This window comes from Cyanobium sp. FACHB-13342 (genome assembly GCF_014697415.1).
GTDB lineage: Bacteria > Cyanobacteriota > Cyanobacteriia > PCC-6307 > Cyanobiaceae > Cyanobium_A.
Map to the genome: position 1 here is coordinate 164,252 of NZ_JACJRT010000014.1, position 23,482 is coordinate 187,733.

Sequence of the window (23,482 nt, forward strand, 5' to 3'; positions counted from 1 at the left end):
CGATGGCAGACAATCAACGAGTAGAGGATGAAAAGATCAATAAATTTCTATTGAAACTGTGGGCTGGCATCACTGTTTACCTGATGGGAAATGCAATCGCCCAGACTTTGGTTTTAAAAACAGCAAGCTTTGATGACGCAGAGCAACTTTTACTGACGCAGAATTGGTCACTTGGCTATGGTGACCAGCCGCCACTATATACTTACCTAGCAAAGCTGATATTCATCATTACAGGCCCTTCACTCTTGGGCCTCTTTATTTTAAAAGCCATCATTATTAGCCTCCTGGCTAGCGCCTTTTTGCTGATCGGCAAAGAACTTCGATTCCGAAAAGACCAGCACATTGCGTCACTCTGTGGCCTCACCCTAATCCCCCAATTCACCTGGTCCTCACAAACAAGCTTAACGCACTCTGTTCTTGCAACAACAATAGCCTCATATACACTTTGGCTATTAATTAAACTGAGCAAAAACCCCAGCAGACTTGACTATTGGGCATGGCTTGGAGTGTTCGTTGCAGGCGGAATGCTTAGCAAATACAATTTCGCACTCTTCCTTGCTGGCTTGACCACTGGGAGCCTTCTAGTCCCAAGAATCAGAAGCCTATTCACGCAGCGAGGCATGCTGGTCGCCTTGGGCAGCAGTCTGATTTTGTTGATGCCACACATGGCTTGGATTGCATCTCATAGCGATCTCGCCTTGAGTGGAATCAGAGATGCGAAAACAACCAATCTTCCAGCTGTAGCTTGGCCATTTATAGGCTTTGGCGTTGCCTTTGCTTTTCTCAGTCCATTTTGGATTGCAGCTCTTGCCCTGATCTGGCCGGAAAGGCTGAAATTGCTAATCGCGGAACCATCCAAGGAGCCAGCCAAAGCCTTGATTCAACGGTTACCGCTTGTGATGGTGGGCTCTATTCTTGTCATCATCACAGTTGTCACAAGAGATGTGATTCCAAGGAGTCATTGGTTTCAATGTCTGTTGTTTTTTACTCCTATCAGTGCAGCAAGTCTGCTGCCATCAATCCCGAAAACTAGAGCCAAATGGCTCACAGCAACCGCACTCGCAGGAGCAGCAGCTACGACAGCGATCATGGTTGGCGGCATAGCCTTGGCGGGCATTACTGGAAAAAGCCGTGTTCGCAATCAACCCACATCAGAGCTCATCTCAAGCCTAAGGAAAAGCTACCAAGCCCCAGATTTAATTGTCACCGACAGTATTTTTCTGGCCGGAAATGCTCGCCTTGCGTTTCCTGAAACAACCGTCCTAGATCTTCCCAAGGAGGAAGGGCAAGCACAAGAGAATATCGCAAATCACAAAACCCTCAAAGGGAAAAACCAACGAATTCTAATTGTTGCCGCAACTGAAGAAGATCTCAGAGAAATAGAGAACCGAGTAATTCGCCTTGATCCAAGCCTCCATCAATTATCTCATGATTCCAAAACAAGTCAATATTACTGGGCGCCCAGCAAAGAATTGACTTTATTTTTTGCCTGGCTAAGCAATTCCTCTTAGCATCCTGGCCAACTCAATACCTCTATGCGCTAGCCATATCCCATGAGCAATTATATCTCAAATCCGGTTTTAACCATTACGACCGTACAAACCGGACACCGCTACCCGGATCCCTGGGTGAGCCGGCTGGCCGCCATGGTCGGACGCCACCTAGCCGAACCCCATCGCTTCATCGTGTTCACCGACCGGCCCGAACCCGGGCGGTTCGGGCCGCCGGCCAGTGATCACCAGCAGCTGGAGGTGCGGGATCTGCAGGGCGGTGGCCTGCAGGGGTATTTCGGCAAGCTGCGCCTGTTCGACCAAGCCCTGACCGGCCGCGATCCCTTTCTGTTTCTGGACACCACCTTGGTGATCCGCGCCAGCCTGGACCCCCTGGTGCAGCGAGGCCGCTCCAGCATCGCCAGTGTGATCGGCGTCCGCGACTGGAACTACCCGATCCTCAATTCCTCTGTGCTCTGGTGCCGGCCCGATGCCTACACCCAGGCCGTATGGACCAGCTGGCAAGACGGTCGCTATGGGGACCAGAGCTTTCCGGGAGACCAGAACTTCATTTTTGAGGTCTTTCGCCAACAAGCTCCCGCTGCCCTCGCCTACTGGCCCAAGGGATGGGTGAGCTCCTACAAAGCCCTGCGCAAACTCGCGGCCCGCGATCCACTCGCCGCCCAGCAGCAGCTTGAGGCCAGCTGCATCCTCAAATTCCACGGCCGCCCGAAGCCCGAGGAAGTGCTCCATCCCTGGCGCCACCCCCGCCGCACGGTGCTGCGGCACCCGCTCCAGCCCAGGCTCTGGGGCTATCTGGCCGAGGAAATCCGCACGCACTGGCACTGAAGCGCTGGCCCCTGCGAACAGCCGCCCGCCTTAAATACCCACCATGGCGGCTTCTCGCACCTGCACCGAATCCTGGAATGAACACTTCGACGTGATCGTGGTGGGCGGCGGCCATGCCGGCTGTGAGGCGGCCATCACGGCAGCTCGCCTGGGCTGTTCCACCGCCCTGTTTTCGCTCAACCTCGACCGCATCGCCTGGCAGCCCTGCAACCCGGCCGTGGGCGGTCCGGCCAAGAGCCAGCTGGTGCATGAAGTGGACGCCCTGGGCGGCGTGATCGGCCGCCTCGCCGATGCCACCGCCCTGCAGAAGCGGGTGCTCAACGCCAGCCGCGGCCCGGCGGTGTGGGCCCTGCGCGCCCAAACCGACAAGCGTCAGTACGCCCGCCAGATGCTGCAGCTGCTGCAGCACACGCCCAACCTGGCCCTCCGCGAGGCGATGGTCACAGGACTGGAGGTGGAAGGGGGAGCGGACGGAGCGGGCCGGATCACCGGCGTACGCACCTATTTCGGCAGCGTCTACGCCGCGCCGGCCGTGATCCTCACCACCGGCACCTTCCTGGGGGGCCAGATCTGGGTGGGCAACCAATCCATGCCCGCCGGCCGCGCCGGCGAGCAGCCCGCCGAGGGGCTCACCGAGGCCCTCGAGGCCCTGGGCTTCCAGATGGGACGCCTCAAAACCGGTACCCCGGCCCGCGTCGACCGGCGCAGCATCGCCCTCGACCAGCTGGAGGAGCAACCCAGTGACGCCCAGGAGCGCTTTTTCTCCTTTGATCCGGCCAGCTGGGTGAGCGGTGAGCCGATGAGCTGCCACATCACCCGCACCACGGCAGCCACCCACCAGCTGATCCGCGACAACCTGCACCTCACGCCGATCTACGGCGGCTTCATCGACAGCAAGGGCCCGCGCTACTGCCCGTCGATCGAAGACAAGATCGTGCGCTTTGCCGACAAGGACAGCCACCAGATCTTCCTGGAGCCGGAAGGCCGGGACACGCCGGAGATCTACGTGCAGGGTTTCTCCACCGGCCTGCCGGAGCGGCTCCAGCTGGAGCTGCTGCGCACCCTGCCGGGCCTGGAGCAATGCGTGATGCTGCGCCCCGCCTACGCGGTCGACTACGACTACCTGCCCGCCACCCAGCTCAAGCCCTCCCTGGAAACCAAACGGGTGGCCGGGCTGTTCTCCGCTGGCCAACTCAACGGCACCACCGGCTACGAGGAGGCCGCCGCCCAGGGGCTGGTGGCAGGGCTCAACGCCGCCCGCCAGGTGCGGGGACAGGATCCCGTGCACTTCCCCCGGGAGGGCAGCTACATCGGCACGATGGTCGATGACCTGATCACCAAGGATCTCCGCGAGCCCTACCGGGTGCTCACCAGCCGCAGCGAGTACCGGCTGGTGCTGCGCGGCGACAACGCCGACCGGCGCCTCACCCCCCTGGGCCGGGCCCTGGGCCTGATCGACGACCGGCGCTGGGAGATCTACACCCGCAAACAGGACGCCATTGAGGCCGAAAAACACCGGCTCGAAACCGTGCGTCTCAAGGGCAGCGACCCGGCGGCAGCAGCGGTAGAAACCGCCACCGGCGCCCCCATCCGGGGCTCGATCACCTTGGCCGACCTGCTGCGCCGCTCGGGCTTCCACAGCAGCGATCTGGTGCGCCACGGCTTGGCCGCTGCCGAGCTACCGGCCGATGTGCGGGAGGGCGCCGAAATCGACATCAAATACAGCGGCTACCTGGCCCGCCAACAGCAGCAGATCGACCGGGTGAGGAAACAGGAGCACCAGCCGATACCCGCCGATGTCAACTACGCCGCCATCGGCACCCTGTCGAAGGAAGCCCGCGAAAAGCTCGCCGCCGTGCAACCCCTCAGCCTGGGCCAGGCCACCCGCATCCCCGGGGTGAGTCCGGCCGACATCACCGCCTTGATGCTCTGGCTGGAGATCCGGCGGCGCCAAAACTCGTCAACCCTGGAAACGGTCAGTACTGTGGACCCCACGACATGAGGGAGCAGGGCAGGTGAGTCCGTTACGCGGCATCCCCACCTCCCGGGCCTACTGGGAGTTGAAGGCTGAGCAGGTGCTCAATCGGGTCTTTGAACCCGAAAAGCCGATTGAGGTGGAGGTCTGCGATACCCCCCCCTCTCCCGCATTGGCCAACCCCAGCCCCTCCGAAGCACTCGAGAGCATCCCGGTTGAGCTCCAGGACCTCCCCCCTGCCCCGGAGCCGGCGATCGAGCGGCCCCAGCCGATGGCCCCGCCGCGACACCGAAACAATCGCAGCAACCGCAGCAGACCCACGGGCCGGATCGGCTCCCCCACACCTGGGGGACTGGGCCCAGTCCAGCACTGGGTCGACCAGCTGGGGCGCCGACCGGGTCTGCTCCTGGCCGCCGCTGGCGGGTCGGTGCTGGTGGTCTCCGGCGCTGCCCTCGTGGTTCTCGGGGTGTGGAATCAATCCCAACAGGCGATCCGACAGGAACGCAACATGCTCCTGATCGAGCGGCTGCGCACCATGGGTCCGGGCACGGCCGCGACCACGCCGGATGCCGACCAAACCGCAGCCGCGCCCGCCGAAGCGGGCAAGGACGGCGAGCTGCCGCCACCGCCACCTGGCGAACCCTGGATGGAGGAACTGGCGTCCCTTCCCGCCAGCAGTGCCCCCTCGGCCGATGTGCTGAGGGTTCCGGTCAACAGTCGCATCACCAGCCCCGCCCCCGCCGCCAGTGGCAGTGGCAGTGGCAACAGTTCAGGTGGAAACGCCAGCGGGGCTGGCGGTGGAGGTGGCGGGGCACCCCAGTTGGTGGGCGTGGTGCAGGTGCCGGGCCAGAGCGGTTCGGCCATCTTTCAGATCGGAGGCAGTTCCACCAGTGCGGCCGTGGGCGAAAGCATCGGCAGCAGCGGCTGGCGCCTGCAATCCGCCAGCGGCGACAGTGCTGTGATCGTGAAGGGTGGCGAACAGCGCCGGGTGAGCATCAGCAGTGGTTTCTGAGCGTGGCTCCTCAGCCATTGAGCCGCAGCACCGTGGTGACCGTCTGCTTCAACAGCTCAGCAGTGCTGAAGAATTTGCTGGCATCCATTCCCCCAGGAACCACCACAATCCTGGTGGACAACGGCTCTGGGGATAGTGCCGCAACCCGAGAGCTCGCTGACAGCTATCAGGCTCACCTGATCACCAATACGAACAATTCAGGATTTGGCTCGGCCTGCAATCAAGGGGCCGCTCTCAGCCGCAGCGAATTCCTCTTCTTTGTCAATCCAGACAGCACTCTCAACGCCACAACCATTGCCCAACTGGAATCTGCAGCCGACGCCCACCCTGAAGCCTCCGCATTCAATCCACGCATCGTCAATCAACGCGGTGCACCCGCTTTCAAACGCCGTAGCTGCCTGCTAAAGCCGGAGCAGATCCTGCAACGCAAACCCCCAGCCCATGCCAGCGAAGTGCCTGTTCTGTCCGGGGCAGCCTTGTTTGTCAGAGCTGGAGCGTTTGATCAGGTTGGCGGCTTTGATGGCAATATTTTTCTTTACCATGAAGATGATGACATCAGCGTGCGCCTACGCCAACAAGTAGGGCCGATCTGGTTCATTCCGACGGCTGAAGTGATGCACCTCAGCGGCCACTCCAGTGGCCGCTCCGCCAAGGTGTCAGCCCTAAAGGCTTGGCATATGGGTCGATCGCTGGTTTACACCACGACCAAGCACCACATCCATGGGGCCTACCGCAAAGCACTCTGGTCGGCGATCCGACAACTGCTGTCCCCCAGCACCCTGCTCAGCAAGCGCAAGTTTTACAAGAATCGTGCCTTCCTCCAAGGCGTTCTGAGTGCCCGCCAAGACCACGGAGCTGGCTACAAACCCGCGCCCTAAGCCATCAACCGCCGATACAGCTGATTGATCCGATCAGCCTCTCCCTGGAGGGAATGGCAGGCCACCGCTCTCTCACGGCCGCGCCGCCCCTGCTGCCACAACAGGGGCGGATTCTGCAGCAAACCTCGCAAGGCAGTCGCAAGCGAAGCCACCGATCCGGTTTCAAAAGAACTTCCGACCTCGGAATCGACCACCTGGGGCCACACTCCCGCGCCAGACACCAACACAGCCCGCCCGCAGGCCATCGCCTCGAGGGGGGTGAGACCAAACCCCTCCGTTCGAGAAGCCGCCACGCAGAGCAACACACGGCGATAACAGGCTAAAACCGTTTCGCGATCAAGATCCCCTAAAAATACAATCCGATCGGTTAAATCAGCAGCGTCAATCTTATCCTGGAGCTCCCGCTGAAACCCAGCATCTTTCGACTGACACAAACCCGTCATTACGGCCGCAAACGCGGGAAAATCTGGCAGCACCTGGATCAAGGCTTCCACAAGAAGATCCGTTCCCTTACTGGGCCTGATACGGCCAAACGCCCCAATCCAATAGAGGTTCTGCAACGACGGGGGAACGGACAGCCCCGGCAGATTCAAGGGCTCATGAAGTCTCTCCAATGCATCGTCGGGAGGCGGCGAATACACATCAATATCAACGCCATGCTGGATGATCTCTGTGAAAGAACTTAGGAACTGAGCCGACCTTGCCGATGTCGCAATCACCGCATCACAGTGACGCAACAAGGCGGCCAACCAGGCTCCCGGCGGCTTGGGAGCTGCCGATGTAAACACAATCTTCCAGGGCTGACGGAACAGCTTTTTCAACAGCAACCCGGCGACGATCTCCACATCCCGACGGGCATGCCAGACCCGATAGCGACCCCCCGATGGCCGTGACCAACCCCGCCACAACAGATCCCACCAACGCAGCCTTGAAGCCAGGCCCAGCCGCCCCCAATCCAGCAGCCCAATCGGCAGTGACTGGCGCTGGAGCGGCACGAGGGCCCTCACCGTGGCGGACACCCCGGTGTAGCGGCGATGGAAGTTGGTCACGACCACATCCGGCAAGCCGACCGGCAACACGGACGATCCCAATCCCGACCCTCAAGCCATTTTTCCTAGCCTAAGCAGATGTGGCTTGAAGTCCTCGTGCATGCCGGCTGACCAGTTGCTGTCCTCCCCCGAGGTGATCTGGCAGGCGACAACCGAGGCTGTGCTCAGCGGCCAGGCCGGTGCGGTGCTCTCCGGCGCCTGGCGGCTCATGCTGCTGGGGGACGGCAGCCCGACCCGTCACTTTCAGCTGCTCACGGGCTACCCCGTGGAGATCGAGTTGATCGCCATGGCGGCCGATGACGCCGCCTGTGCCAGCCGCGGCGGCCCGCCCCCCCCGGAAATCAGCGAACTCGACGGCCCCCTGCTACGCCGCCAGGTGTGGCTGCGCTGCGGCGCGCAGACCCTCGCCTGGGCCGAAAGCTGGTGGAATCAGCAGCAGGCTGATGCCTATCTGCAGCAGCGGGAGCAACCGATCTGGCGGAGTCTCACCAGCAACCGGGCCGAACTCTTCCGAGAAGTGGATGGGCTGGCCCGGGTGGATGCCCCCTGGCTGGAGGAGCGCTTCGAGGAACCGGGCCCCTTCTGGAGCCGCCATTACCGCTTCTTCCGCGGCGGTAAGGAGCTGACCGTGATCCGGGAGGTGTTTTCGCCGGCCCTAGAGCGCTGGTTGGGGCCCGCCAGTCCCGGGCCAGACGAGACCCCGTCGCAAACCACACCAGAACGCCATAACAGTTTGCAAACTCCGTAACGGGTTGCAGCAAAGGGGGCTTGACGGATTGACGCAGGTCATGCTTTGGCCAGCATGGGGGCAACCGCGCCGGGAACCCTGGCCATGACCACCCCCAAGCCACGCTCCGACGCAGCGGAGACCCACTGGCTGAGCCTCACCGACCTGGGCCGCATCTATGGAATTTCGGCGGTGCACTGCGGCCGCCTGCTCAGTGATGCCGGCCTACGCCAGGGGAACGGCGCCCCCAGCACCCAGGCCCTGACGCAGGGACTGGCCTATCAGCACCATCCCCACTCCCCCAACCCCAGTGCGGTTTGGAATGGCCAGGGCTGTGCCCTGCTGCTGGAGGGGCAGGGGTTGCGGCCCATGGCCGAAAACCACCTGATCAGCCAGTGGGCTGACCTCCTGGCGGCCCTGGTGCAAGGGTCCCCCTCGATCAGCACCTCGGCCGAGGAGATGGCCGGCGATCTGCCAGAAGCGCTGGTGAACCCGGTCAACCAAGAGCTCAAGCAGCGGGGCTGCAGCTTTCAGGTGCGGCGACAAGCTCAACCCAAGCGCAGGGCCTCCGCCTGCAGGCGGGCCCGCTCCAGCAGCTCCCGCAGCTGATCCTCATCCGTGTGGCTGAGATTGGTGCGCAGCAGCTTGGCGTGGGGGGCATGGGCGCGCAGGCGCTCGATCACCCGATCCGGCGTCGCTTCCCGCACCAACAGGCACAGGGCCGCGCTGCCGCGGGGCAGGGTCTCGCCCAGCTCGCGCATGAAGCCATCGTTGATGCCGATGTCGGAGAGGGAGCCCGAGGCGGCACCCACGCCGGCGCCCACGGCAGCCCCAAGCAGGGGGTTGAGAAACAGCAAGCCCACCAGGGTGCCCCAGAAACCGCCACCGAGGGCACCGGCCGCCGTGAGGTTGATCGCCTGACGCAGGTGCACCTGGCCCTCGGCGTCGTGCTCCACCACCACCGCGTCCTCGAGGGCGATCAACTGCTCACGCTGGATGTCCACCAGCTCACGCCGCACCTGCTCGGCCTCCTCCGCCTTGGGGAACCCCACCACCACAAGGCTGCCCATCCCATCCGACTGCAACTGGCCTCAGGCTAGGGAGGTTTTCCGCTTCGGGCCCTCAGCCGTCGGCGCGGCGCCGGGTGGAACGGGGCAACGCCCGACCGGGGGAGGCGGGAGGCGTCGGGGGCGTGGACGGGGCCGACTGGGTTGGCTGGGGACCAGGCCCGACGACCCCCCGTTGCCAACGGGGCACCACAAAAACGTCATCACTGGGCCACTCGGCCCCATCCGGGGGCTGGGGGGCTGGGCTGCGGCGGGAGATGGCCTCCAGGGGCCGGCGGCGCGGCCGGATCTCAGCCCTGGGCTGGGGGCGAAACTCGTCGGAGCGGGGCTGGGGCTTGGCCTCCTGCCAGGGCTCGCGCCAGTCGTCGTCCTCTTCCAGGATCCAATCGAGCTTGTCTTCCACCCAGCGGCCCAGGCCATCGAGCCGCGGCAGGCCTGGGCGCCCCGCAGAACGGGACCCGGGCCGGGCACCGGACACACCGTCCACCAGCTGGCGGCCGGCACTCACCAGCCGATCGAGGCGCTGCTCAAGCGGATCGGAGCCGCGGCGCGGGGCAGGGCGACGATCGGACCAGGGTTCAGCCATGGGCCCAGGTTAGGGATCCAGCCAACGCCGCCGACCCGCCAGCCAGCGCTCCCGGCCCAACCCCACCAGGGCGATGGTGAGCCCCCCGAATTCCAGGGTCCAGAGGAAAACGCCCATGCCGCTGCCGCACTGGTGCGACCCTAGGCCGCCTGCTCGAACCGCAACAGGCAGCTGGCATGCCAGCGACCACCGTGGAGCCGGTCGCAACAGAAACGGCAGGCCAGACCCTGCACCCGGCGGCGGTAGGGAACGCGAACCTGGCAGTTGGGGCAGCAGGCCAACCAGCGGGGTGGCACGGTGCTGGCGGGTAGCGGATAGCGGTGGCGAATGCTCACCTGAAATTCACGCTGGCCCCCGTTAATGGCGGCCATGCGGGCCCGGAACTGGGGCCCGTGCACCTCCTGGGCGCCCACCACCCGATCCACCCAGGCATGGATCATTTCGTGGCACAGGGTGCTGAGGGTGGCCTCCCGGGGCAGGGGCTCCAGCAGGGGCCGGGACAGCACGATCTCGCACAGGCGCCGGCCATCGGGATGGCGGCCGAAGCGATACATCCCGGCCGTGCGGCGCATGCGGCCATCACTCCAGCGCAGCTCCACCAGGCGCTGGCCACCAGGCGCCAGGCTGCCGTCAAACCACTCCCGGTCGAGCCGGTGGAAGAGCGGCAACAGGGGCTCCAGGGGCATGCCACCAAGGGCATCGATGGTGCGCGCATTGTGGCGGGCTGACGCCAGCGGGCCCGCCTTGCCCCGGTGGTCGGTCAGACTCGGGCATTCCATTTGCACCTGCACCCGAGATGGACTGGGGTCTGACCCGCGACATCGGCACCAAGGCCCTGCTGGCCGGAGCCGGGACCCTGCTCCTGTATTGGACGATCACGGCCGTGAAGCTGGTGCTGAGCGCCCGCGGCATCAACCCCCTGATCAAACAGTTCTTCACCCAGGTGGCCAGCGGCCAGGTGGATGGGGCCTACCTGCTCACCACCAAGAACTACCGCTCCCACGTGAACCGGCAGCAGTTCATTCGCTTCCTGGCCGGCCTGCAGCTCAACAAGTACCGCAACCTCAAATCGGGCCGGCCCCGGCTCGACGACGGTCAGCTGATCCTCACCGTGAAGCTCAAGAGCGACGGCAACGACGAACTGCCCCTCGATTTCACCTTTGTGAAGGTGGAGGAACAGTGGCGTGTCGATCGGATCACCAAGCTGGCCGCGGCCTGAGTCGGCTCCCGTGAGTTCAGGCCAGGCCCGCGCGGAGGAGTTGCGTCGGCTGCTCAACAGGGCGGCCCACGCCTACTACGTGCTCGATGCCCCGGAGATGGAGGACGCGGTCTACGACCGCCTCTACCGGGAGCTGCTGGAGCTCGAAACCGCCCAACCCGAGCTGATCACGTCCGACAGCCCCACCCAACGGGTGGGGGGCGCCCCAGCCGACGGCTTCCAGAGCGTGGAGCACCGCATCGGCCTGCTCAGCCTCGACAACGCCTTCTCACTCGAAGAGCTGGAGGCCTGGTACGCCCGGCTGCTGAAGGTGCTCGACCGGGAGCCTGGCACCCCCCTGGCGATGGTGGGCGAGCTCAAGATCGACGGCAACGCCCTGGCCCTCAGCTATGAGCACGGGCTGCTGGTGCGGGCCGCCACCCGCGGCGACGGCGAACGGGGCGAGGAGATCACCGCCAACGTGCGCACGATCCGCACGGTGCCAAAGCGGCTGCTGATCCAGCACCCCCCGGCCTGGGTGGAGGTGCGCGGCGAGGCCCTGATTCCCGATGCCACCTTTGCGGCGATCAATGCCGAGCGGGAAGCCCGGGGCGAGGCCCTGTTTGCCAACCCGCGCAACGCCTGCGCCGGCACCCTGCGCCAGCTCGATCCACGCGTGGTGGCCGCCCGCGGGCTGGATTTCTTCGCCTACACCTTGCACCTGCCGGAGGACTGGCAACCGGGCCCGGATGAACCGCCCCGGCCCACCACCCAGGCAGAGGCCCTGGAGTGGCTTCAGGCCGCCGGTTTCAAGGTGAACCCCAATCGGCAGCTGCTGCCCGATCTGGCGGCGGTGGAAGCCTTCTTCAGCCGGTGGGACACCGGCCGCCGCCAGCTGGCCTATGCCACCGATGGGGTGGTGGTGAAGCTCAACGACCTGCGCCTTCAGGACACCGCCGGCTTCACCCAGAAGGCCCCCCGCTGGGCCATCGCCCTCAAATACGCCGCCGAAGAAGCCCCCAGCAAGCTGCTGCGGCTGGCCTGTCAGGTGGGCCGCACCGGCGCCGTGACGCCGGTGGCCGAATTCGAGCCCGTGCCCCTGGCCGGCACCAGCGTGAGCCGGGCCACCCTGCACAACGCCGACCGGCTAGCGGAACTGGATCTGCACGCCGGCGACACGATCGTGGTGCGCAAGGCGGGCGAGATCATCCCCGAGGTGGTGCGGGTGCTGCCCGATCTGCGGCCGGCGGGAGCCACCCGGCTGGAGCTGCCGCGTGTGTGCCCGGAATGCGGCTCAGGGCTGGTGCGGGAGGAGGGGGAGGCGGCCACCCGCTGCGTGAACAGCAGCTGCCCGGCGATCCTGCGCGGCGCCCTGCGCCACTGGGTGAGCAAGGGGGCCCTGGATGTGGATGGCCTGGGGGCGAAGTTGATCGAGCAGCTGGTGGACAAACGGCACGTGAAGTCGATCGCCGACCTCTACGGCCTCGACGCTGTCTTACTGGCCAGCCTGGAGCGCATGGGTGCGAAGAGCGCCGAAAACTTGGTGACAGCGCTGGCCGCCTCGAAGGCCCAGCCCTGGCACCGCCAGCTCTACGGCCTGGGCATCCACCACGTGGGGGAGGTGAATGCCAAGGCGCTGGCCAAGGCGTTCGCGAGTATCGAGGCTCTGGAGTCCGCCGCCCGTGAAACCCCGGAGTGGATCACCGGGATCCACGGCATCGGCATGGAGATCGCCCAGAGCCTGCAGCAGTGGTTCGCCACACCGGCCAACCAGCAGCTGTTGGAGGGCCTGAAGAAGGTGGGCTTCTCCCTGGCCGCCAGCCCCGAGGACCTGGCAGCGGCCGATGCAGCTGGGGCCGACGCTGCGCCCCCCCTGGCCGGCCAGACCTTCGTGCTCACGGGAACCTTGCCGAACCTCAGCCGCAGTCAGGCCCAGGCCCTGATCGAAGCCGCTGGCGGCAAGGTGAGCGGTTCGGTGAGCAAGAAAACCAGCTACGTGGTGGCTGGCGCGGAGGCAGGCAGCAAGCTCAGCAAGGCGGAAGCCCTGGGAGTGGCGGTGCTGGATGAGGCGGGGCTGCAGGAGCTGCTCGAGCCTTAGCGCATGCCGGGCCTGTTGGCCGGACGGCCCACATTCGGACCCGCACCAGGACCGGCCGCCGGGTGAACGTTGGCCGGACCGCCATAGTTCGGGCCGACCCCAGGCCCAGCCGCGGGCCGCACGCCCACACCTGGCGCGCCAGCACCCACACCGGGGGCACCGACACCGACGCTGCAAGCCACGGGAACGCCGGGCCGCACGCAAGTAACCACACCGGCCTGCACGGGGCCAGACGCCAGCAACGCCCCCACTGCCAGACCCACCACCCGCAGCAGAGAACCCATGAATGCAGAAGCAGCGCTGGAGTCATCCTGGCCCCGGCCGGATGCGGGCGCCATTCCTAGGCTGGCTGCCATGGCCACTCCCCTTGTGCACCGCTGGATCAAAACAGAGTGCGGCCGGGCCAAATACGCCGAACTGGCGGCGCGGCCAGGGCCGCTGGCCAAGCTGCGGCTGGCTTGGTTTGTGCTGATTGCGGCCCTGCGGGACTCGCGGCTGCCATGAAAAAGGGGCCCCGATCGGGGCCCCTGCAGCAACAACCCTGAATCTGGTTCAGATCAAATCAGGGTTCTGAATCAGGGTGAGCTGACCGCCCTGGACGAGGTAACCACTGCTGCCGATGTTGCCATTGGTGAGGTTGTGAGCCTCCACATCAGCCAGGAACAGACTGCCGGCCGCCTCGCCGTAAATGGCCGACACATCGATGATGCCGGAGGATTCCCAGTTGCCGTAGTCAGCTGGATTGGGATCCGTCTGGCCGTAGACAGTGGGCACCGCGGTGCGATCGATCTGGGCCCAACGGGTGGGATCGTCGATGGAGTCACCGGTGATCGGGTCGATTGCCAGCTGCCAGATCGAAGCCTCTTGGGTGCCGAAGTTGCCGGCGCTGATATTGGTGCCGCCGCCGTTGGCCCGGTCCTCCTGGAGGTAGACATAACCATCGGCACTGATGGTCATGTTGTCGGGGTTGCGGATGCCCGTGGTGGGGTCAGCCAGCAGATCGCCGTCGTAGACAACCTTGAGCACCGATTCACCAGAGGCGGCAACCAAGCCGTCACTGCCGAAGGCGTCACTGAAATCCAGGGTGTAGACGTTGCCATACAGATCACCCTTGTTGAAATCAGCCGTACCGGTGGATACGAACACCGCCTGCTGGCTGTTAAGCGGGTTCACCTCGCCATCCTCGATCCGGCTGAGCTGCAGCGCACCAGCATTCACGGCCAGCTGGCGCAACGCGGGGGCGCCCAGGCTGGCGTAGTTGGGATCGAGGCTCGCCAGATCCACCCAGCTGCCATTGATGGCAACATTGATGCCGTTGGCCTGGGTGAAGGCGAACAGATCGGAGGAGTCCGGGCCAATGCTCACGCCGTTCTCGAGCAACGCCGTGGTCACAAAGGTGTAAAGCGTGCCCTGGCTGGCAGCCAGGCCATTGCGCTCCAGGAAGCTGGCATCGGCAGCCGCACTCTTGGTGCCCACCCACATGTAGAGAGGCGCCTTGGCGTCATCAAACAGCAGCACGGCCACCGTGTCTGTGCTGCCAGTGTTGATGATCGTGGCCGACTCCCAGGTGCCCTTGCCGAAGCCCACCACCTCGTGGATGGCGCGCCCATTCACATCGAGGGCGAAGAAGGAGCCACCGTCACCGCTGAACTCCTCCTCTCCCACCAGGTAGATGCGATCAGCAAAACCCGTGTCTGCTCCAAAGCTGTTGGCTTCCACCAGGTTGGCGGCGCAGAAGCGCTTGAAGCCGGCACCCAGATCGGCAGCCTGATCGATCGCCGTGGCTGAGCCATCAAGATAGATGCTGTCGTAGGCCAGGCCACCGGCAATGACGGCACTCTGGTAGCCGTTGCTGGCGTCATCGTCGACGTCCTTATCGATCACCAGGCTGCTGACGCGGGCACCGGTCAAGCCACCCTCAACCCCAGGCAACAGGTAGCCATAGCCGCGATCAGCGCCCAGCTCGCTGTTGACCAACAAGGTGTAGCTGCCGTCGCCATTCTCGTAAGCACCCTGGCCGTCAAAGATGCCGGTGGGGGCGTAGACGCTATCGCCAGGATTGAGGCCATTGGTGAATTCACCGTTGGTGATCAAGCTGGTGACCTTCAGCTCAGGACCACCGGCCACATCCATGAGCATGGTGCTAGCGAAGGTGCCGGCACCGGCCACCGGAGGCGCGGCGATCAGGGCCTCGAGGTCGAACACGTTGAGGGTGTTGGAGATCTCGTTGGAGACAAGCAACTGGGCCCTACCCGTGGGGCTCTGCCTGGCCTCGACCACCTTCAGGCCCTCGGGGGAGACGCTGCCGGCGATCACCGTGCTGGTGACGAACTGACCGGAGCTGGGATCGCTCACATCGAACACGGCCAGCATCGAGCTGGTACCACGCTCCAGCGAGACGATGGCGTAGCTGCGGCCATCCACCTTGGCGACGACCACACCCTCGGGCTCCACGCCCTTGTCATCGCTGCGACCGTCGTCATACACACCGGCAGCGAAGGCAATCGTCTGCAGGGTGTTGCCGCTGTCCCAAAGCAGGGCACCGGTATCGGCATCGAAGATGGTGATGCTGCGGCTGCCGAAGGTGGTGGTGAGATCGGTGCCGACATTGGCGTCATCCGTCAGACGCTTGACCCGGTTGGCATTACCGGAACCGCGGGCCTCATCCGTGTAGGTGCCGTACTCACGGCCATCACCCTCGTTGGCGGTGATGAAGTAGTCCTTGCCGTTGACGCTGTAGGCGGCGATGCCATCAGGCATGCGCAGACCTTCATAGGCCTGGCCCAGCAGGGGCTTGAAGCCGCCATCCTTATCGGTCAGATCCACCAGCTGGGTGCTGTAGTCAACCGTTCCCAGGGAGAAGATCGTCTCGATCGTTTTGGTGGCCAGGTTGACCTTGGCTACGGCGTTGTTCTCTTGCAGGGTCACGTAGGCGTAGTTGCCCAGGATCGAGACGTATTCCGGCTCGATGTCGTTGGCCTGGGTGGTGCCAGCGGGACCGGAGAGGCGCAACCCCTCCGGCAGGGTGATCCCGGCAAAGCCAAGATCGGTGTAGCTGAAGCGCTCCTGGCCGGCACGGCCGGTGATGTCGATGATGCCGATGCTGCCGGGCCGATCCAGGGTGTAACCGGCCGCAGGCTGACCTTCATTGGCAATCACCAGCTTGGTGCCGGTTTCATTGAAGGCGATCCCATCGGGCAGATAGCCCACCGCAACATCGGCAATCTGGGTGAGCGTGCCGTCAACGCCGACGCGATAAAAGCGCACCAGGCCCAGGCCGCCGTTGGTGTCGTAATCGGCCGGCGACAGGGCCACAGCCAGAAGGTTGCCGTAGCTGGCTACGGATGTGGAGAGGTAGTCGCCGCCATAGCTCACTCGCTCCAGCAAGACCGGGGCCGATGCGGTGGTGGCGTCAGTTACCTGCAGAGTGCTGCCGCCACCGCTGGAGAACACAAACAACGTGCCGCCGATGGTGACGGCGGCAGAGATTTCAGTCTGGAACTGCTCGCCCGAGGTGCCGGTGGGCGTCAGGTTGAGGCTGCCCAGCAGGGGAGCTTCGGGAGCATCAGCAGGCTGACCTAGGAAGGCGTAGCTGTTGGCCACAGCAGGCGCTGCTACTTGAACGGCACTCTCCGATTTACGAGCGGTTGCCGGGACTTCGAAATTGACGCTGGATTTGGCCTTGGGGGCGGGAGCCATGGGTCAGACAAATTCGGTCTGACATCACCGTGGCCTGAGCACCAGCCCTCGCTGTTTATGGCCTGGTTAGGAATTTAAGCAACATCGGTAGCGATGTGGTGCAGGCGACAATTGCACCGCAAGCAGATCACAAACCACCCTCTAATTACAATCAATCCTTAACCTGAAGCGCCCGCTGCGCCGCCCGTCCCACCAACCACACCGAACCGAGGGTGGCCAGCAGACCCACAATCCGTAGGGCCCAGGTACCCGCATCGGCCTGGCCGGAGAGCACCTGCCCGAAGCGGGCCACATCGCCCGCCAGAGCCCCCAATCCACAGAACAGAATCGTGCCCGGCAGGATCGCGACCAAACCAATCGAGTAGTCGCGCCAACTCACCTCACTAAGGCCGTAGGCGAAGTTGAGCAGGGAGAAGGGAAACGCCGGCGAAAGACGGGTGAGCAGCACCAACTTGAGCCCTTCCCGGCTCACCGCCTGCTCCACGGCCTGCAACTTGGGCAAGGCGCTCAAGCGCCGGCGCGCCCACTCCCGGAGCCAGGTGCGCCCCAGCAGAAACGCCGCCTCCGCCCCCAGGCAGGCGCCCACAAACACCACCAGGCTGCCCCACCAGGGGCCATACAGCGCCCCGGCCAGCATCGAAGCCCACACCCCCGGCAACAACAGGGTGACCCAGAGGGCGTAGAGCGGCACAAAGGCCACGGCACCGAGGGGGGACTGCAGGACGGGCAGCCAGCGCTGCCAATCCAGGCTGAGGCTGCTGGGATCGATCACGGCCTGGGCCCACAGCGCATCGGCGGAGCTGATCCTTGCCGCCAGCTGGCCCGATCCCCCTTGACCCAGAACTCCTGATCGCCAGCGCCATAGCGGCCGCCATCGGCGGACAGCAGCTGGGGCAGACGCGTGGCCATTTCACCGACCAGCAGCACCAGCTCAGCAGGGGGCTGGTTAAAGAACAGGGCGGTGACATCCACCGCATCGAATCGGCCCAAGCAGCGGTAGTCGGCCCGGATCGCCTGGTGAGATTCAGGGGCCGCAATTGCCTGCAGGGGCAGGGCCACCAGCAGGAGCAGCCAGCGCAGTGACCTCATGGGATAAGACATGAATCAGAAGGTGAATTGAGGGCGATCAGAGCGCCTGCAGGGCATCACTGCCGCAGTGGGCACAAAAGCGGTGCTCACCCACGCGGGTACGGCCGCATTTGGCACACACCTGCACCTGGGGGGCCACGTTGCGGCCATCTTCGATGCCATCGCGCAGGTCGATCTCCCGCACCTTCGCGAGCAGCTCCGGCTCGCCCACCGCACCACGGGCCACCAGGAGATCACAGAGGGCCTCGAGCCGCATCGTGACCTGCTGCAGACGGCCGTCAACAGACTCCAGCCGAGCTTCGAGTTCCTCGGGGCTTGGGGGCGGAGTCGATCGATCCATGGGCTGACGTTAGGGCGGGCCGGCAGCCCAGGCTCAGCCCCCCAGATCGGCCAACCGCCGGCGGGCCAGCTCCGCCTGGGCCTGAGCTTCAGCCAGGTTGGCCTGGCATTCCGCCACCACCTCCGGCGGGGCCTTGCCCGCAAAATTGGGGTTGGCGAGACGGGCCGCCAACCCAGCAATCTCCTTCTCCGCCTTGGCCAGGTCCTTGTCGAGGCGGCCCTTGAGGGCGTCGAGATCCACCAGGCCCTCGATCGGCAGCAACACCTGCAGTTCGCCGCACACCCCCGCCAGGGCCCGCTGGCCGCGGGCGGCCTCGGCGGCGGCGGGATCCAGCACCACCACGCTCTCGGCCCGGGTGAGAGCGGTGATGTCGGCGGTGGCCTCCTGCAGCAACTGGGCCAGCTCGCCGCGGCCAGTGACGAACTGCACCGGCGCTGGCTGGGCCGGTTTGAGCCCGGCCACGGCCCGCAGGTTGCGCACCACCCGGATCGCCTCGATCAGCTCGGCGAATTGGGCCTCCAGGCCGTCGTTGAGGGCGGCCCCATCAAGGGCCGGCCAGGGCTGCAGGGCCAGGAAGGTGCCCTCGGGCTCACCCGTGAGCCCGTGCCAGAGCTCTTCGCTCAGGTGGGGCATCAGCGGGTGCAGCAGTACCAGCAACTCCTGCAGCACCTTGGCCAGCACCTGACGGGCGGTGCGCTGATCGGCGAGGGCCTCGGGGCTGGGGTTGTCACCGGGGTTGAGGCGCCGCTTGAGCAGCTCAATGGTCCAATCGCACACCTCGTTCCAGGCGAACTCGTAGAGCCCCTTGGCCGCTTCACCGAGGCCGTAGCTCTCGTAGCGCTCAGCCGTTTCGCGGTTGACGCGGGCCAGCCGGGACAGGATCCAGCGATCGGCCAGCTGCAGGGCCGCCGGATCGGGCTCACCCAAGCTGGCGGGGGTCTGCCCGCCCAGGTTCATCAGGGCGAAACGGGTGGCGTTCCAGAGCTTGTTGGCGAAGTTGCGCGAGGCCTCCACCGTGGCGGAGGTGTCGGATTTGCGGTCGTAGTCGAGGCGAATGTCCTGACCCGCGCCTGCCACCTCGCGCACCAGCGCGAAGCGCAGGGCATCGGCGCCATAGCGCTCAATCAGCAGCAGCGGGTCGATGCCGTTGCCCGCCGATTTGCTCATCTTGCGGTTCTGTTCATCCCGCACCAGGCCGTGGATGTAGACGTCTCTGAATGGAATCCACGGGATTCCAGAGCCTTCCCGCGCACTCATGAGAGCGCCGGCCATCATCGTCATCCGGGCCACCCAGAAAAAGATGATGTCGAAGCCCGTCACCAGCACGCTGGTGGGATACCAACGGGCCAGATCGGCGGCATCGGCATCGGGCCAGCCCAGGGTGGAGAAGGGCCAGAGGCCGCTGGAGAACCAGGTGTCGAGGGCGTCGGGGTCCTGCTCGAGCACCAACGGGTGGGCGTGGGTGCCAGTGCCGTAGATGGATTCGGCCTTCGCCATGGCTTCTGATTCATCGCGAGCCACCACATAGGGCGTGGTGTCGGTGATGGCGCCGCCGGTCTCACTCACCACAAACCAGGCGGGGATGCGGTGGCCCCACCACAGCTGGCGGGAGATGCACCAGTCGCGGATGTCGGTGAGCCAGTCGCGGTAGACCTTGCTCCAGCGCTCTGGCACGAAGCGGGGATCGAAGTTCTCCAGGGCCTCGCGGCAACGGGCGGCCAGGGGCTCCGTCTTCACAAACCACTGGGTGGAGAGCAGCGGCTCCACCGGCACCTTGCCGCGATCGGAGAAGGGCACGCTGTGGCGGTAGGGCTCCACCTTCACCAGGAAGCCTTCGGCCTCCATGGCGGCCACCACGGCCTGGCGCGCCTCGAAGCGATCCAGGCCGTGGAAGGGGCCGGCGGCCTCGTTCATCGAGCCGTCCTTGGCCATCACCGTGATCAGCGGCAGGTTGTGGCGCTGGCCAATGGCGAAGTCGTTGGGGTCGTGGGCGGGGGTCACCTTCACGCAGCCGGTGCCGAACTCCGCATCCACGTGGTCGTCCGCCACGATCGGGATCGTGCGGCCCACCAGCGGCAGGGTGAGGGTCTGCCCCACCAGCTCGGCATAGCGAGAGTCTTTCGGGTTCACCGCCACAGCCGTGTCGCCCAGCAGGGTTTCGGGGCGGGTGGTGGCCACTTCGAGGAAGCCGGCACCGCTGCTGAGCGGATAGCGGAAGTGCCAGAGGTGGCCATCCACCTCCTTCATCTCCACCTCCAGATCGCTCACCGCCGAGCCGGAAGCGGGGCACCAGTTCACCAGGTATTCACCCCGGTAGATCAGCCCCTGCTCATGCAGGCGGTTGAAGGCCTCGATCACCGCCGCGCTGCAGCCGGCATCGAGCGTGAAACGCTCGCGCCGCCAATCCACCGAATAACCGAGCCGGCGAAGCTGGCCCACGATCGTGCCGCCGCTCTGAGCCTTCCACTCCCAGGCCTTCTCCAGGAAAGCCTCCCGGCCGAGGTCTTCCTTGCGCTGGCCCTCGGCCTTGAGCTGCTTCTCGAGGATCGTCTGCACGGCGATCGAAGCGTGATCGGTGCCGGGGAGGCAGAGCACGTTTTTGCCGCGGAGGCGCTGGAAGCGCACGATCGTGTCGATCAGGGCCGTGTTGAAGGCATGGCCCATGTGCAGGCTGCCGGTCACGTTCGGCGGCGGGATCACCACGCTGAACGGCTCGCCGGGAGCGCTGGGATCGGGGTGAAAGGCGCCGCTGGTTTCCCAGGCGTGCTGCCAGCGGCTTTCCGTGCCCGCCGGGTCGTAGGTCTTGGGCAGGGCTTCGGCGGACACGGCGGCAGCAGGCAGGGGGGCCATGCTCGCAAAGTGCCGCCGCAGCGGGATGATGGGCCAGCTCGTGCCATCCATGGCCCCGCCCCCCACCGCTCAGAAATCCCACCGCCGCTGGCACCCCCTGCTCAGCTTGCTGGCCGGCTTGGCCCTGCTCGCCCCCCTCGGGGGGTGCAGCCGGGGCCGGGAGTGGCCCGGCATGGTTTACGTGGCGATCGGAGCCAACCGAGACCAAACCATCACCTCGGAGCTGAAGCAGGAATTTGAGGACCGCCTGGGAGCGGTGGAGAAGGGGTTCCGCCAGATCCACCCCGACACCTGGTTTCAGTTCGCCCTCTACCCCGAGGACCAGTTGGTGGAGGTCATGCGCCAGCGCAGCCGAAGTGGGCTCGCCCCGGATCTGCTGCTGGTGAATGGCGACTCGGCCCTGCGCCTCCTGAAGGCCGGCCTGGTGGATCCCTTCCCCATCCGCAACGACCAGCGGGCCAACTTCAACGCCGAGGAGCTGAGGCGGTTGCGCAGCCCGGATGGGCAGCTGGCAGGCTTGCCGTTGCTGGTGCAGACCCAGTTGGGCTGCTTCAACCGGGAGCGCCTGCCCAACCCCCCAGCCACCCTCAAGGAGCTGCTGAGCGCCAGTGCCAACGGTCACCCCATTGGCCTGTCGATCGACCTCTATTACCTGCTCTGGAGCGTGGGCAGCACCGGAGCCCTTCCCGCCCTCGACCGGGCCGTGCTGGGGCAACCGCCCAACCCGGCCGAACGCCAGGCCCTGACGGGCTGGCTGAGCTGGATGCAGAACGCCAGCAGCCAGCAGCGGGTCAGCTTCTTCCCTGACCAACCCACCGCCGAAGCGGAATTCAAGGCCGGCCGCCTCGACTGGATCCCCTGTCGCAGCACCGTGCTGCCCCAGCTGCGCCGGGCCATGGGCAGCGCCCTCGGGGTTGCCCCTCTGCCGGATGGGGAGGGTCACCGGGCCAGCCCGATCAACCGGCTGCGGGTGCTGGCCCTCGGCCGCAGCTCCAGCGCAGAGGGGCGGCGCCGCGCCCTGGCCTTCAGCTCTTACACCGTCAATCCGCTCACCCAGCGCAGCATCACCCTGGGATCCCAGACGGTGCTGCCGGCCAACCGCTTCGTCACCGTGCCCGTGCAGAGCTCCCAGGTGCTGGCCGCCATGGTGGCCGCCTCCAACCAGGGCCTTCAGAGCAACAGCCTGGTGACCCTGGTGCACTCCAATGACCCCCGCATTCCCCGCTTGCAGACCCTGCTGACGGAGTTGGTGTTCGGGGAGCGCAGCCCCGAGGGCGCCACCACCGAGCTGGTCCAGATCCTGCAGACCCGCCCATGAAAGAGCTGCTGCTGGAAATCTTCGGCTGGCTGGGCTACCTGGAACGGCCCCTGGTGCTGGTGCAGCTGGGCCTGGTGATCGCCGTGGTGCTGCTCACCCGACAAGCCCAGCACCGACACTGGCTACCAGCACTGCCGCTGCTCGCCTATCCGCCCCTAGGCCTGTTGGTCCTGGGCCTGGGCTGCCTGGCCCTGGCTGGCCTGGGCTTGCCCCAGCGGCTGGCAAGCCTGCTGGGGCTGCTATGGCTGGGCTGGTATGGCATCAGCCTGCTGCACCAGCCCCTGGCCCGCTGGCTGCCAGCGCAGCAGCTGCATGAACTGGAAGCGCGGCTGCTGCGGCCCGCCTACCTGGTGGCCGCTGCCCTGCTGCTGATCGGGGAGGTCGACAACGTCAACGACCTCGCCGTGATCCGACTGGGAGAGCTGCTGGGAGTGTCGATGAGCTTCGGCAAGTTGTCTAACGCCCTGGTGGTGGTCTACCTGGTGCTGGTGGGCTGCGGACCCCCGGCGGCCGGCGTGGCCTGGCTGATCCAGCGCAGCCTGGGGCTGAGCGACGGCAGCCGCAAGGCCATGGAACTGATGCTTCGCTACCTGGTGGTGGGGCTCGGTCTGGTGGGCGTCGCCATGCACCTGGGCATCAACAGCACCGCCCTGATCGCCGTGGCTGGCGGCCTCTCGGTGGGCTTGGGCTTTGGCATCAAGGAGGTGTTCTCCAACTTTGTGAGCGGCCTCTGGCTGCTGTTTGAGGGGTCCGTGCGGCCCGGCGAAGTGCTGATGCTGGATGGCGATCCCTGTGAGGTGCGCCGGCTCGGCCTGCGGGCCACCCTGCTCTGGCGCAGCCGCGACAACGCCGAACTGCTGATCCCCAATCAGATGTTCTTCACCGCACCAGCCACCTCCTACACCGCCAGCGACCGCATGCGCCGCAGCCAGGTGAGCGTGGGAGCGGCCTACCACCACGATCCCGCCGCCGTGATCGCCCTGCTGGAGGCCACCGCGCTGGAGGTGCCAGGGGTGCTGCACACTCCAGCCCCCAAAGCCCTGTTGCTCGACTACGGCGATTCCGCCATCCACTACGCCCTGCGCTTCTGGATTGCCAATCCGCTGGACAACGTCGGGATCTGCAGCGACGTGAACCAGGCGATCTGGCAGGCCTTCCGGCGAGAGGGCATCGAGATTCCATTCCCGCAACAGGTGCAGTACGAGATGGCGTGGCCCCCCGAAAACCACCAGAGCATCCAACCCCATCGGTGAAAGA

General features: G+C 65.4%; 22 protein-coding genes. 12 read left to right on the forward strand and 10 right to left on the reverse strand.

Annotated elements, in window-relative coordinates; translation table 11 throughout:
- Positions 1 to 2 precede the first annotated feature (2 nt).
- The 5 genes from H6G16_RS11330 (at position 3) to H6G16_RS11350 (ending at position 6,204) form a co-directional block, all read left to right on the forward strand.
- Positions 3 to 1,511 (forward strand): glycosyltransferase family 39 protein, encoded by a 1,509-nt coding sequence (locus H6G16_RS11330; protein ID WP_190390415.1) that lies wholly within the window; start codon positions 3 to 5, stop codon positions 1,509 to 1,511.
- Positions 1,512 to 1,646: 135 nt separating this feature from the next.
- A complete protein-coding gene (locus H6G16_RS11335) occupies positions 1,647 to 2,339 on the forward strand; it encodes a hypothetical protein (protein WP_190390416.1) in 693 nt (230 codons plus the stop codon).
- Positions 2,340 to 2,382: 43 nt separating this feature from the next.
- Complete coding sequence (gene mnmG, locus H6G16_RS11340) at positions 2,383 to 4,341, forward strand: tRNA uridine-5-carboxymethylaminomethyl(34) synthesis enzyme MnmG (protein WP_190390417.1); 1,959 nt, start codon at positions 2,383 to 2,385, stop codon at positions 4,339 to 4,341.
- 13 nt (positions 4,342 to 4,354) lie between these two features.
- Positions 4,355 to 5,326: a hypothetical protein gene (locus H6G16_RS11345; protein WP_190390418.1), complete on the forward strand. Its 972-nt coding sequence runs from the start codon at positions 4,355 to 4,357 to the stop codon at positions 5,324 to 5,326.
- Between the two features lie 17 nt (positions 5,327 to 5,343).
- Positions 5,344 to 6,204 carry a glycosyltransferase family 2 protein gene (locus H6G16_RS11350; RefSeq protein WP_190390419.1) on the forward strand — a complete coding sequence of 287 codons (861 nt, stop codon included), beginning with the start codon at positions 5,344 to 5,346 and terminating at the stop codon, positions 6,202 to 6,204.
- On the opposite strand, the gene H6G16_RS11355 is transcribed toward H6G16_RS11350, so the two are convergent.
- On the reverse strand, positions 6,201 to 7,280 hold the full coding sequence (locus H6G16_RS11355; RefSeq protein ID WP_190390420.1) for a glycosyltransferase family 4 protein: 1,080 nt from the start codon (positions 7,278 to 7,280) through the stop codon (positions 6,201 to 6,203). The two genes, H6G16_RS11350 and H6G16_RS11355, sit on opposite strands and share 4 nt — an antisense overlap.
- 73 nt (positions 7,281 to 7,353) lie before the next feature.
- On the opposite strand from H6G16_RS11355, the gene H6G16_RS11360 reads away from it, so the two are divergent.
- Together H6G16_RS11360 and H6G16_RS11365 are read left to right on the forward strand one after the other, a co-directional pair.
- A complete protein-coding gene (locus tag H6G16_RS11360) occupies positions 7,354 to 8,001 on the forward strand; it encodes a chorismate lyase (protein WP_190390421.1) in 648 nt (215 codons plus the stop codon).
- An 84-nt stretch (positions 8,002 to 8,085) separates the two neighbouring features.
- Positions 8,086 to 8,589, forward strand: coding sequence for a hypothetical protein (locus tag H6G16_RS11365; protein ID WP_190390422.1), 504 nt, complete (start codon positions 8,086 to 8,088; stop codon positions 8,587 to 8,589).
- Here H6G16_RS11365 and H6G16_RS11370 read toward each other — a convergent pair.
- The 3 genes from H6G16_RS11370 to H6G16_RS11380 all read right to left on the reverse strand — a co-directional run bounded on the left by H6G16_RS11370 (position 8,529) and on the right by H6G16_RS11380 (position 10,319).
- Positions 8,529 to 9,050, reverse strand: a complete 522-nt coding sequence (locus H6G16_RS11370) for a DUF1269 domain-containing protein (protein ID WP_190390423.1) — start codon at positions 9,048 to 9,050, stop codon at positions 8,529 to 8,531. The two genes, H6G16_RS11365 and H6G16_RS11370, sit on opposite strands and share 61 nt — an antisense overlap.
- A 52-nt stretch (positions 9,051 to 9,102) precedes the next feature.
- Complete coding sequence (locus H6G16_RS11375; protein ID WP_190390424.1) at positions 9,103 to 9,633, reverse strand: hypothetical protein; 531 nt, start codon at positions 9,631 to 9,633, stop codon at positions 9,103 to 9,105.
- A 140-nt stretch (positions 9,634 to 9,773) separates the two neighbouring features.
- Entirely contained in the window at positions 9,774 to 10,319 is a 546-nt protein-coding gene (locus H6G16_RS11380) for a SprT family zinc-dependent metalloprotease (RefSeq protein WP_190390530.1), read from the reverse strand.
- 110 nt (positions 10,320 to 10,429) lie between these two features.
- On the opposite strand from H6G16_RS11380, the gene H6G16_RS11385 reads away from it, so the two are divergent.
- Both H6G16_RS11385 and ligA read left to right on the forward strand, forming a co-directional pair.
- Positions 10,430 to 10,852, forward strand: coding sequence for a hypothetical protein (locus tag H6G16_RS11385; RefSeq protein ID WP_190390425.1), 423 nt, complete (start codon positions 10,430 to 10,432; stop codon positions 10,850 to 10,852).
- A gap of 10 nt (positions 10,853 to 10,862) precedes the next feature.
- Positions 10,863 to 12,929 carry an NAD-dependent DNA ligase LigA gene (gene ligA, locus H6G16_RS11390; protein ID WP_190390426.1) on the forward strand — a complete coding sequence of 689 codons (2,067 nt, stop codon included), beginning with the start codon at positions 10,863 to 10,865 and terminating at the stop codon, positions 12,927 to 12,929.
- Here ligA and H6G16_RS11395 read toward each other — a convergent pair.
- Positions 12,926 to 13,213: a hypothetical protein gene (locus H6G16_RS11395; RefSeq protein WP_190390427.1), complete on the reverse strand. Its 288-nt coding sequence runs from the start codon at positions 13,211 to 13,213 to the stop codon at positions 12,926 to 12,928. The genes ligA and H6G16_RS11395 overlap by 4 nt on opposite strands.
- Before the next feature lie 70 nt (positions 13,214 to 13,283).
- Between H6G16_RS11395 and H6G16_RS11400 the strand changes: the two genes are divergently transcribed.
- Positions 13,284 to 13,433 (forward strand): hypothetical protein, encoded by a 150-nt coding sequence (locus H6G16_RS11400; protein ID WP_190390428.1) that lies wholly within the window; start codon positions 13,284 to 13,286, stop codon positions 13,431 to 13,433.
- Positions 13,434 to 13,481: 48 nt separating this feature from the next.
- Here the strand turns inward: H6G16_RS11400 and H6G16_RS11405 are convergent, their stop codons facing one another.
- From H6G16_RS11405 to H6G16_RS11425, 5 genes are all read right to left on the reverse strand, one after another.
- Complete coding sequence (locus H6G16_RS11405) at positions 13,482 to 16,628, reverse strand: choice-of-anchor I family protein (protein ID WP_190390429.1); 3,147 nt, start codon at positions 16,626 to 16,628, stop codon at positions 13,482 to 13,484.
- Positions 16,629 to 16,779: 151 nt separating this feature from the next.
- A complete protein-coding gene (locus H6G16_RS11410; protein WP_347238874.1) occupies positions 16,780 to 17,400 on the reverse strand; it encodes a TVP38/TMEM64 family protein in 621 nt (206 codons plus the stop codon).
- Positions 17,397 to 17,717, reverse strand: a complete 321-nt coding sequence (locus H6G16_RS11415) for an MliC family protein (protein WP_190390430.1) — start codon at positions 17,715 to 17,717, stop codon at positions 17,397 to 17,399. The genes H6G16_RS11410 and H6G16_RS11415 overlap by 4 nt, the downstream gene beginning before the upstream one ends.
- 37 nt (positions 17,718 to 17,754) lie before the next feature.
- Complete coding sequence (locus H6G16_RS11420) at positions 17,755 to 18,057, reverse strand: hypothetical protein (protein ID WP_190390431.1); 303 nt, start codon at positions 18,055 to 18,057, stop codon at positions 17,755 to 17,757.
- Between the two features lie 33 nt (positions 18,058 to 18,090).
- Entirely contained in the window at positions 18,091 to 20,907 is a 2,817-nt protein-coding gene (locus H6G16_RS11425; protein ID WP_190390432.1) for a valine--tRNA ligase, read from the reverse strand.
- Between the two features lie 49 nt (positions 20,908 to 20,956).
- Here H6G16_RS11425 and H6G16_RS11430 point away from each other — a divergent pair, with 49 nt between their 5' ends.
- Positions 20,957 to 22,225 (forward strand): hypothetical protein, encoded by a 1,269-nt coding sequence (locus tag H6G16_RS11430; protein ID WP_190390433.1) that lies wholly within the window; start codon positions 20,957 to 20,959, stop codon positions 22,223 to 22,225.
- Complete coding sequence (locus H6G16_RS11435) at positions 22,222 to 23,478, forward strand: mechanosensitive ion channel domain-containing protein (protein WP_190390434.1); 1,257 nt, start codon at positions 22,222 to 22,224, stop codon at positions 23,476 to 23,478. The genes H6G16_RS11430 and H6G16_RS11435 overlap by 4 nt, the downstream gene beginning before the upstream one ends.
- Positions 23,479 to 23,482 lie beyond the last annotated feature (4 nt).

Excerpts from the sequence above, each read along its gene's own strand:
- H6G16_RS11330 (WP_190390415.1), top strand. The coding sequence starts at position 3 with ATGGCAGACAATCAACGAGTAGAGGATGAAAAGATCAATAAATTTCTA.
- H6G16_RS11335 (WP_190390416.1), top strand. The coding sequence starts at position 1,647 with ATGGTCGGACGCCACCTAGCCGAACCCCATCGCTTCATCGTGTTCACC.
- mnmG (WP_190390417.1), top strand. The coding sequence starts at position 2,383 with ATGGCGGCTTCTCGCACCTGCACCGAATCCTGGAATGAACACTTCGAC.
- H6G16_RS11360 (WP_190390421.1), top strand. The coding sequence starts at position 7,354 with ATGCCGGCTGACCAGTTGCTGTCCTCCCCCGAGGTGATCTGGCAGGCG.
- H6G16_RS11365 (WP_190390422.1), top strand. The coding sequence starts at position 8,086 with ATGACCACCCCCAAGCCACGCTCCGACGCAGCGGAGACCCACTGGCTG.
- H6G16_RS11370 (WP_190390423.1), bottom strand. The coding sequence starts at position 9,050 with ATGGGCAGCCTTGTGGTGGTGGGGTTCCCCAAGGCGGAGGAGGCCGAG.
- H6G16_RS11375 (WP_190390424.1), bottom strand. The coding sequence starts at position 9,633 with ATGGCTGAACCCTGGTCCGATCGTCGCCCTGCCCCGCGCCGCGGCTCC.
- H6G16_RS11380 (WP_190390530.1), bottom strand. The coding sequence starts at position 10,319 with ATGCCCCTGGAGCCCCTGTTGCCGCTCTTCCACCGGCTCGACCGGGAG.
- H6G16_RS11385 (WP_190390425.1), top strand. The coding sequence starts at position 10,430 with ATGGACTGGGGTCTGACCCGCGACATCGGCACCAAGGCCCTGCTGGCC.
- H6G16_RS11395 (WP_190390427.1), bottom strand. The coding sequence starts at position 13,213 with ATGGGTTCTCTGCTGCGGGTGGTGGGTCTGGCAGTGGGGGCGTTGCTG.
- H6G16_RS11400 (WP_190390428.1), top strand. The coding sequence starts at position 13,284 with ATGGCCACTCCCCTTGTGCACCGCTGGATCAAAACAGAGTGCGGCCGG.
- H6G16_RS11405 (WP_190390429.1), bottom strand. The coding sequence starts at position 16,628 with ATGGCTCCCGCCCCCAAGGCCAAATCCAGCGTCAATTTCGAAGTCCCG.
- H6G16_RS11415 (WP_190390430.1), bottom strand. The coding sequence starts at position 17,717 with ATGAGGTCACTGCGCTGGCTGCTCCTGCTGGTGGCCCTGCCCCTGCAG.
- H6G16_RS11420 (WP_190390431.1), bottom strand. The coding sequence starts at position 18,057 with ATGGATCGATCGACTCCGCCCCCAAGCCCCGAGGAACTCGAAGCTCGG.
- H6G16_RS11425 (WP_190390432.1), bottom strand. The coding sequence starts at position 20,907 with ATGGCCCCCCTGCCTGCTGCCGCCGTGTCCGCCGAAGCCCTGCCCAAG.
- H6G16_RS11430 (WP_190390433.1), top strand. The coding sequence starts at position 20,957 with ATGGCCCCGCCCCCCACCGCTCAGAAATCCCACCGCCGCTGGCACCCC.
- H6G16_RS11435 (WP_190390434.1), top strand. The coding sequence starts at position 22,222 with ATGAAAGAGCTGCTGCTGGAAATCTTCGGCTGGCTGGGCTACCTGGAA.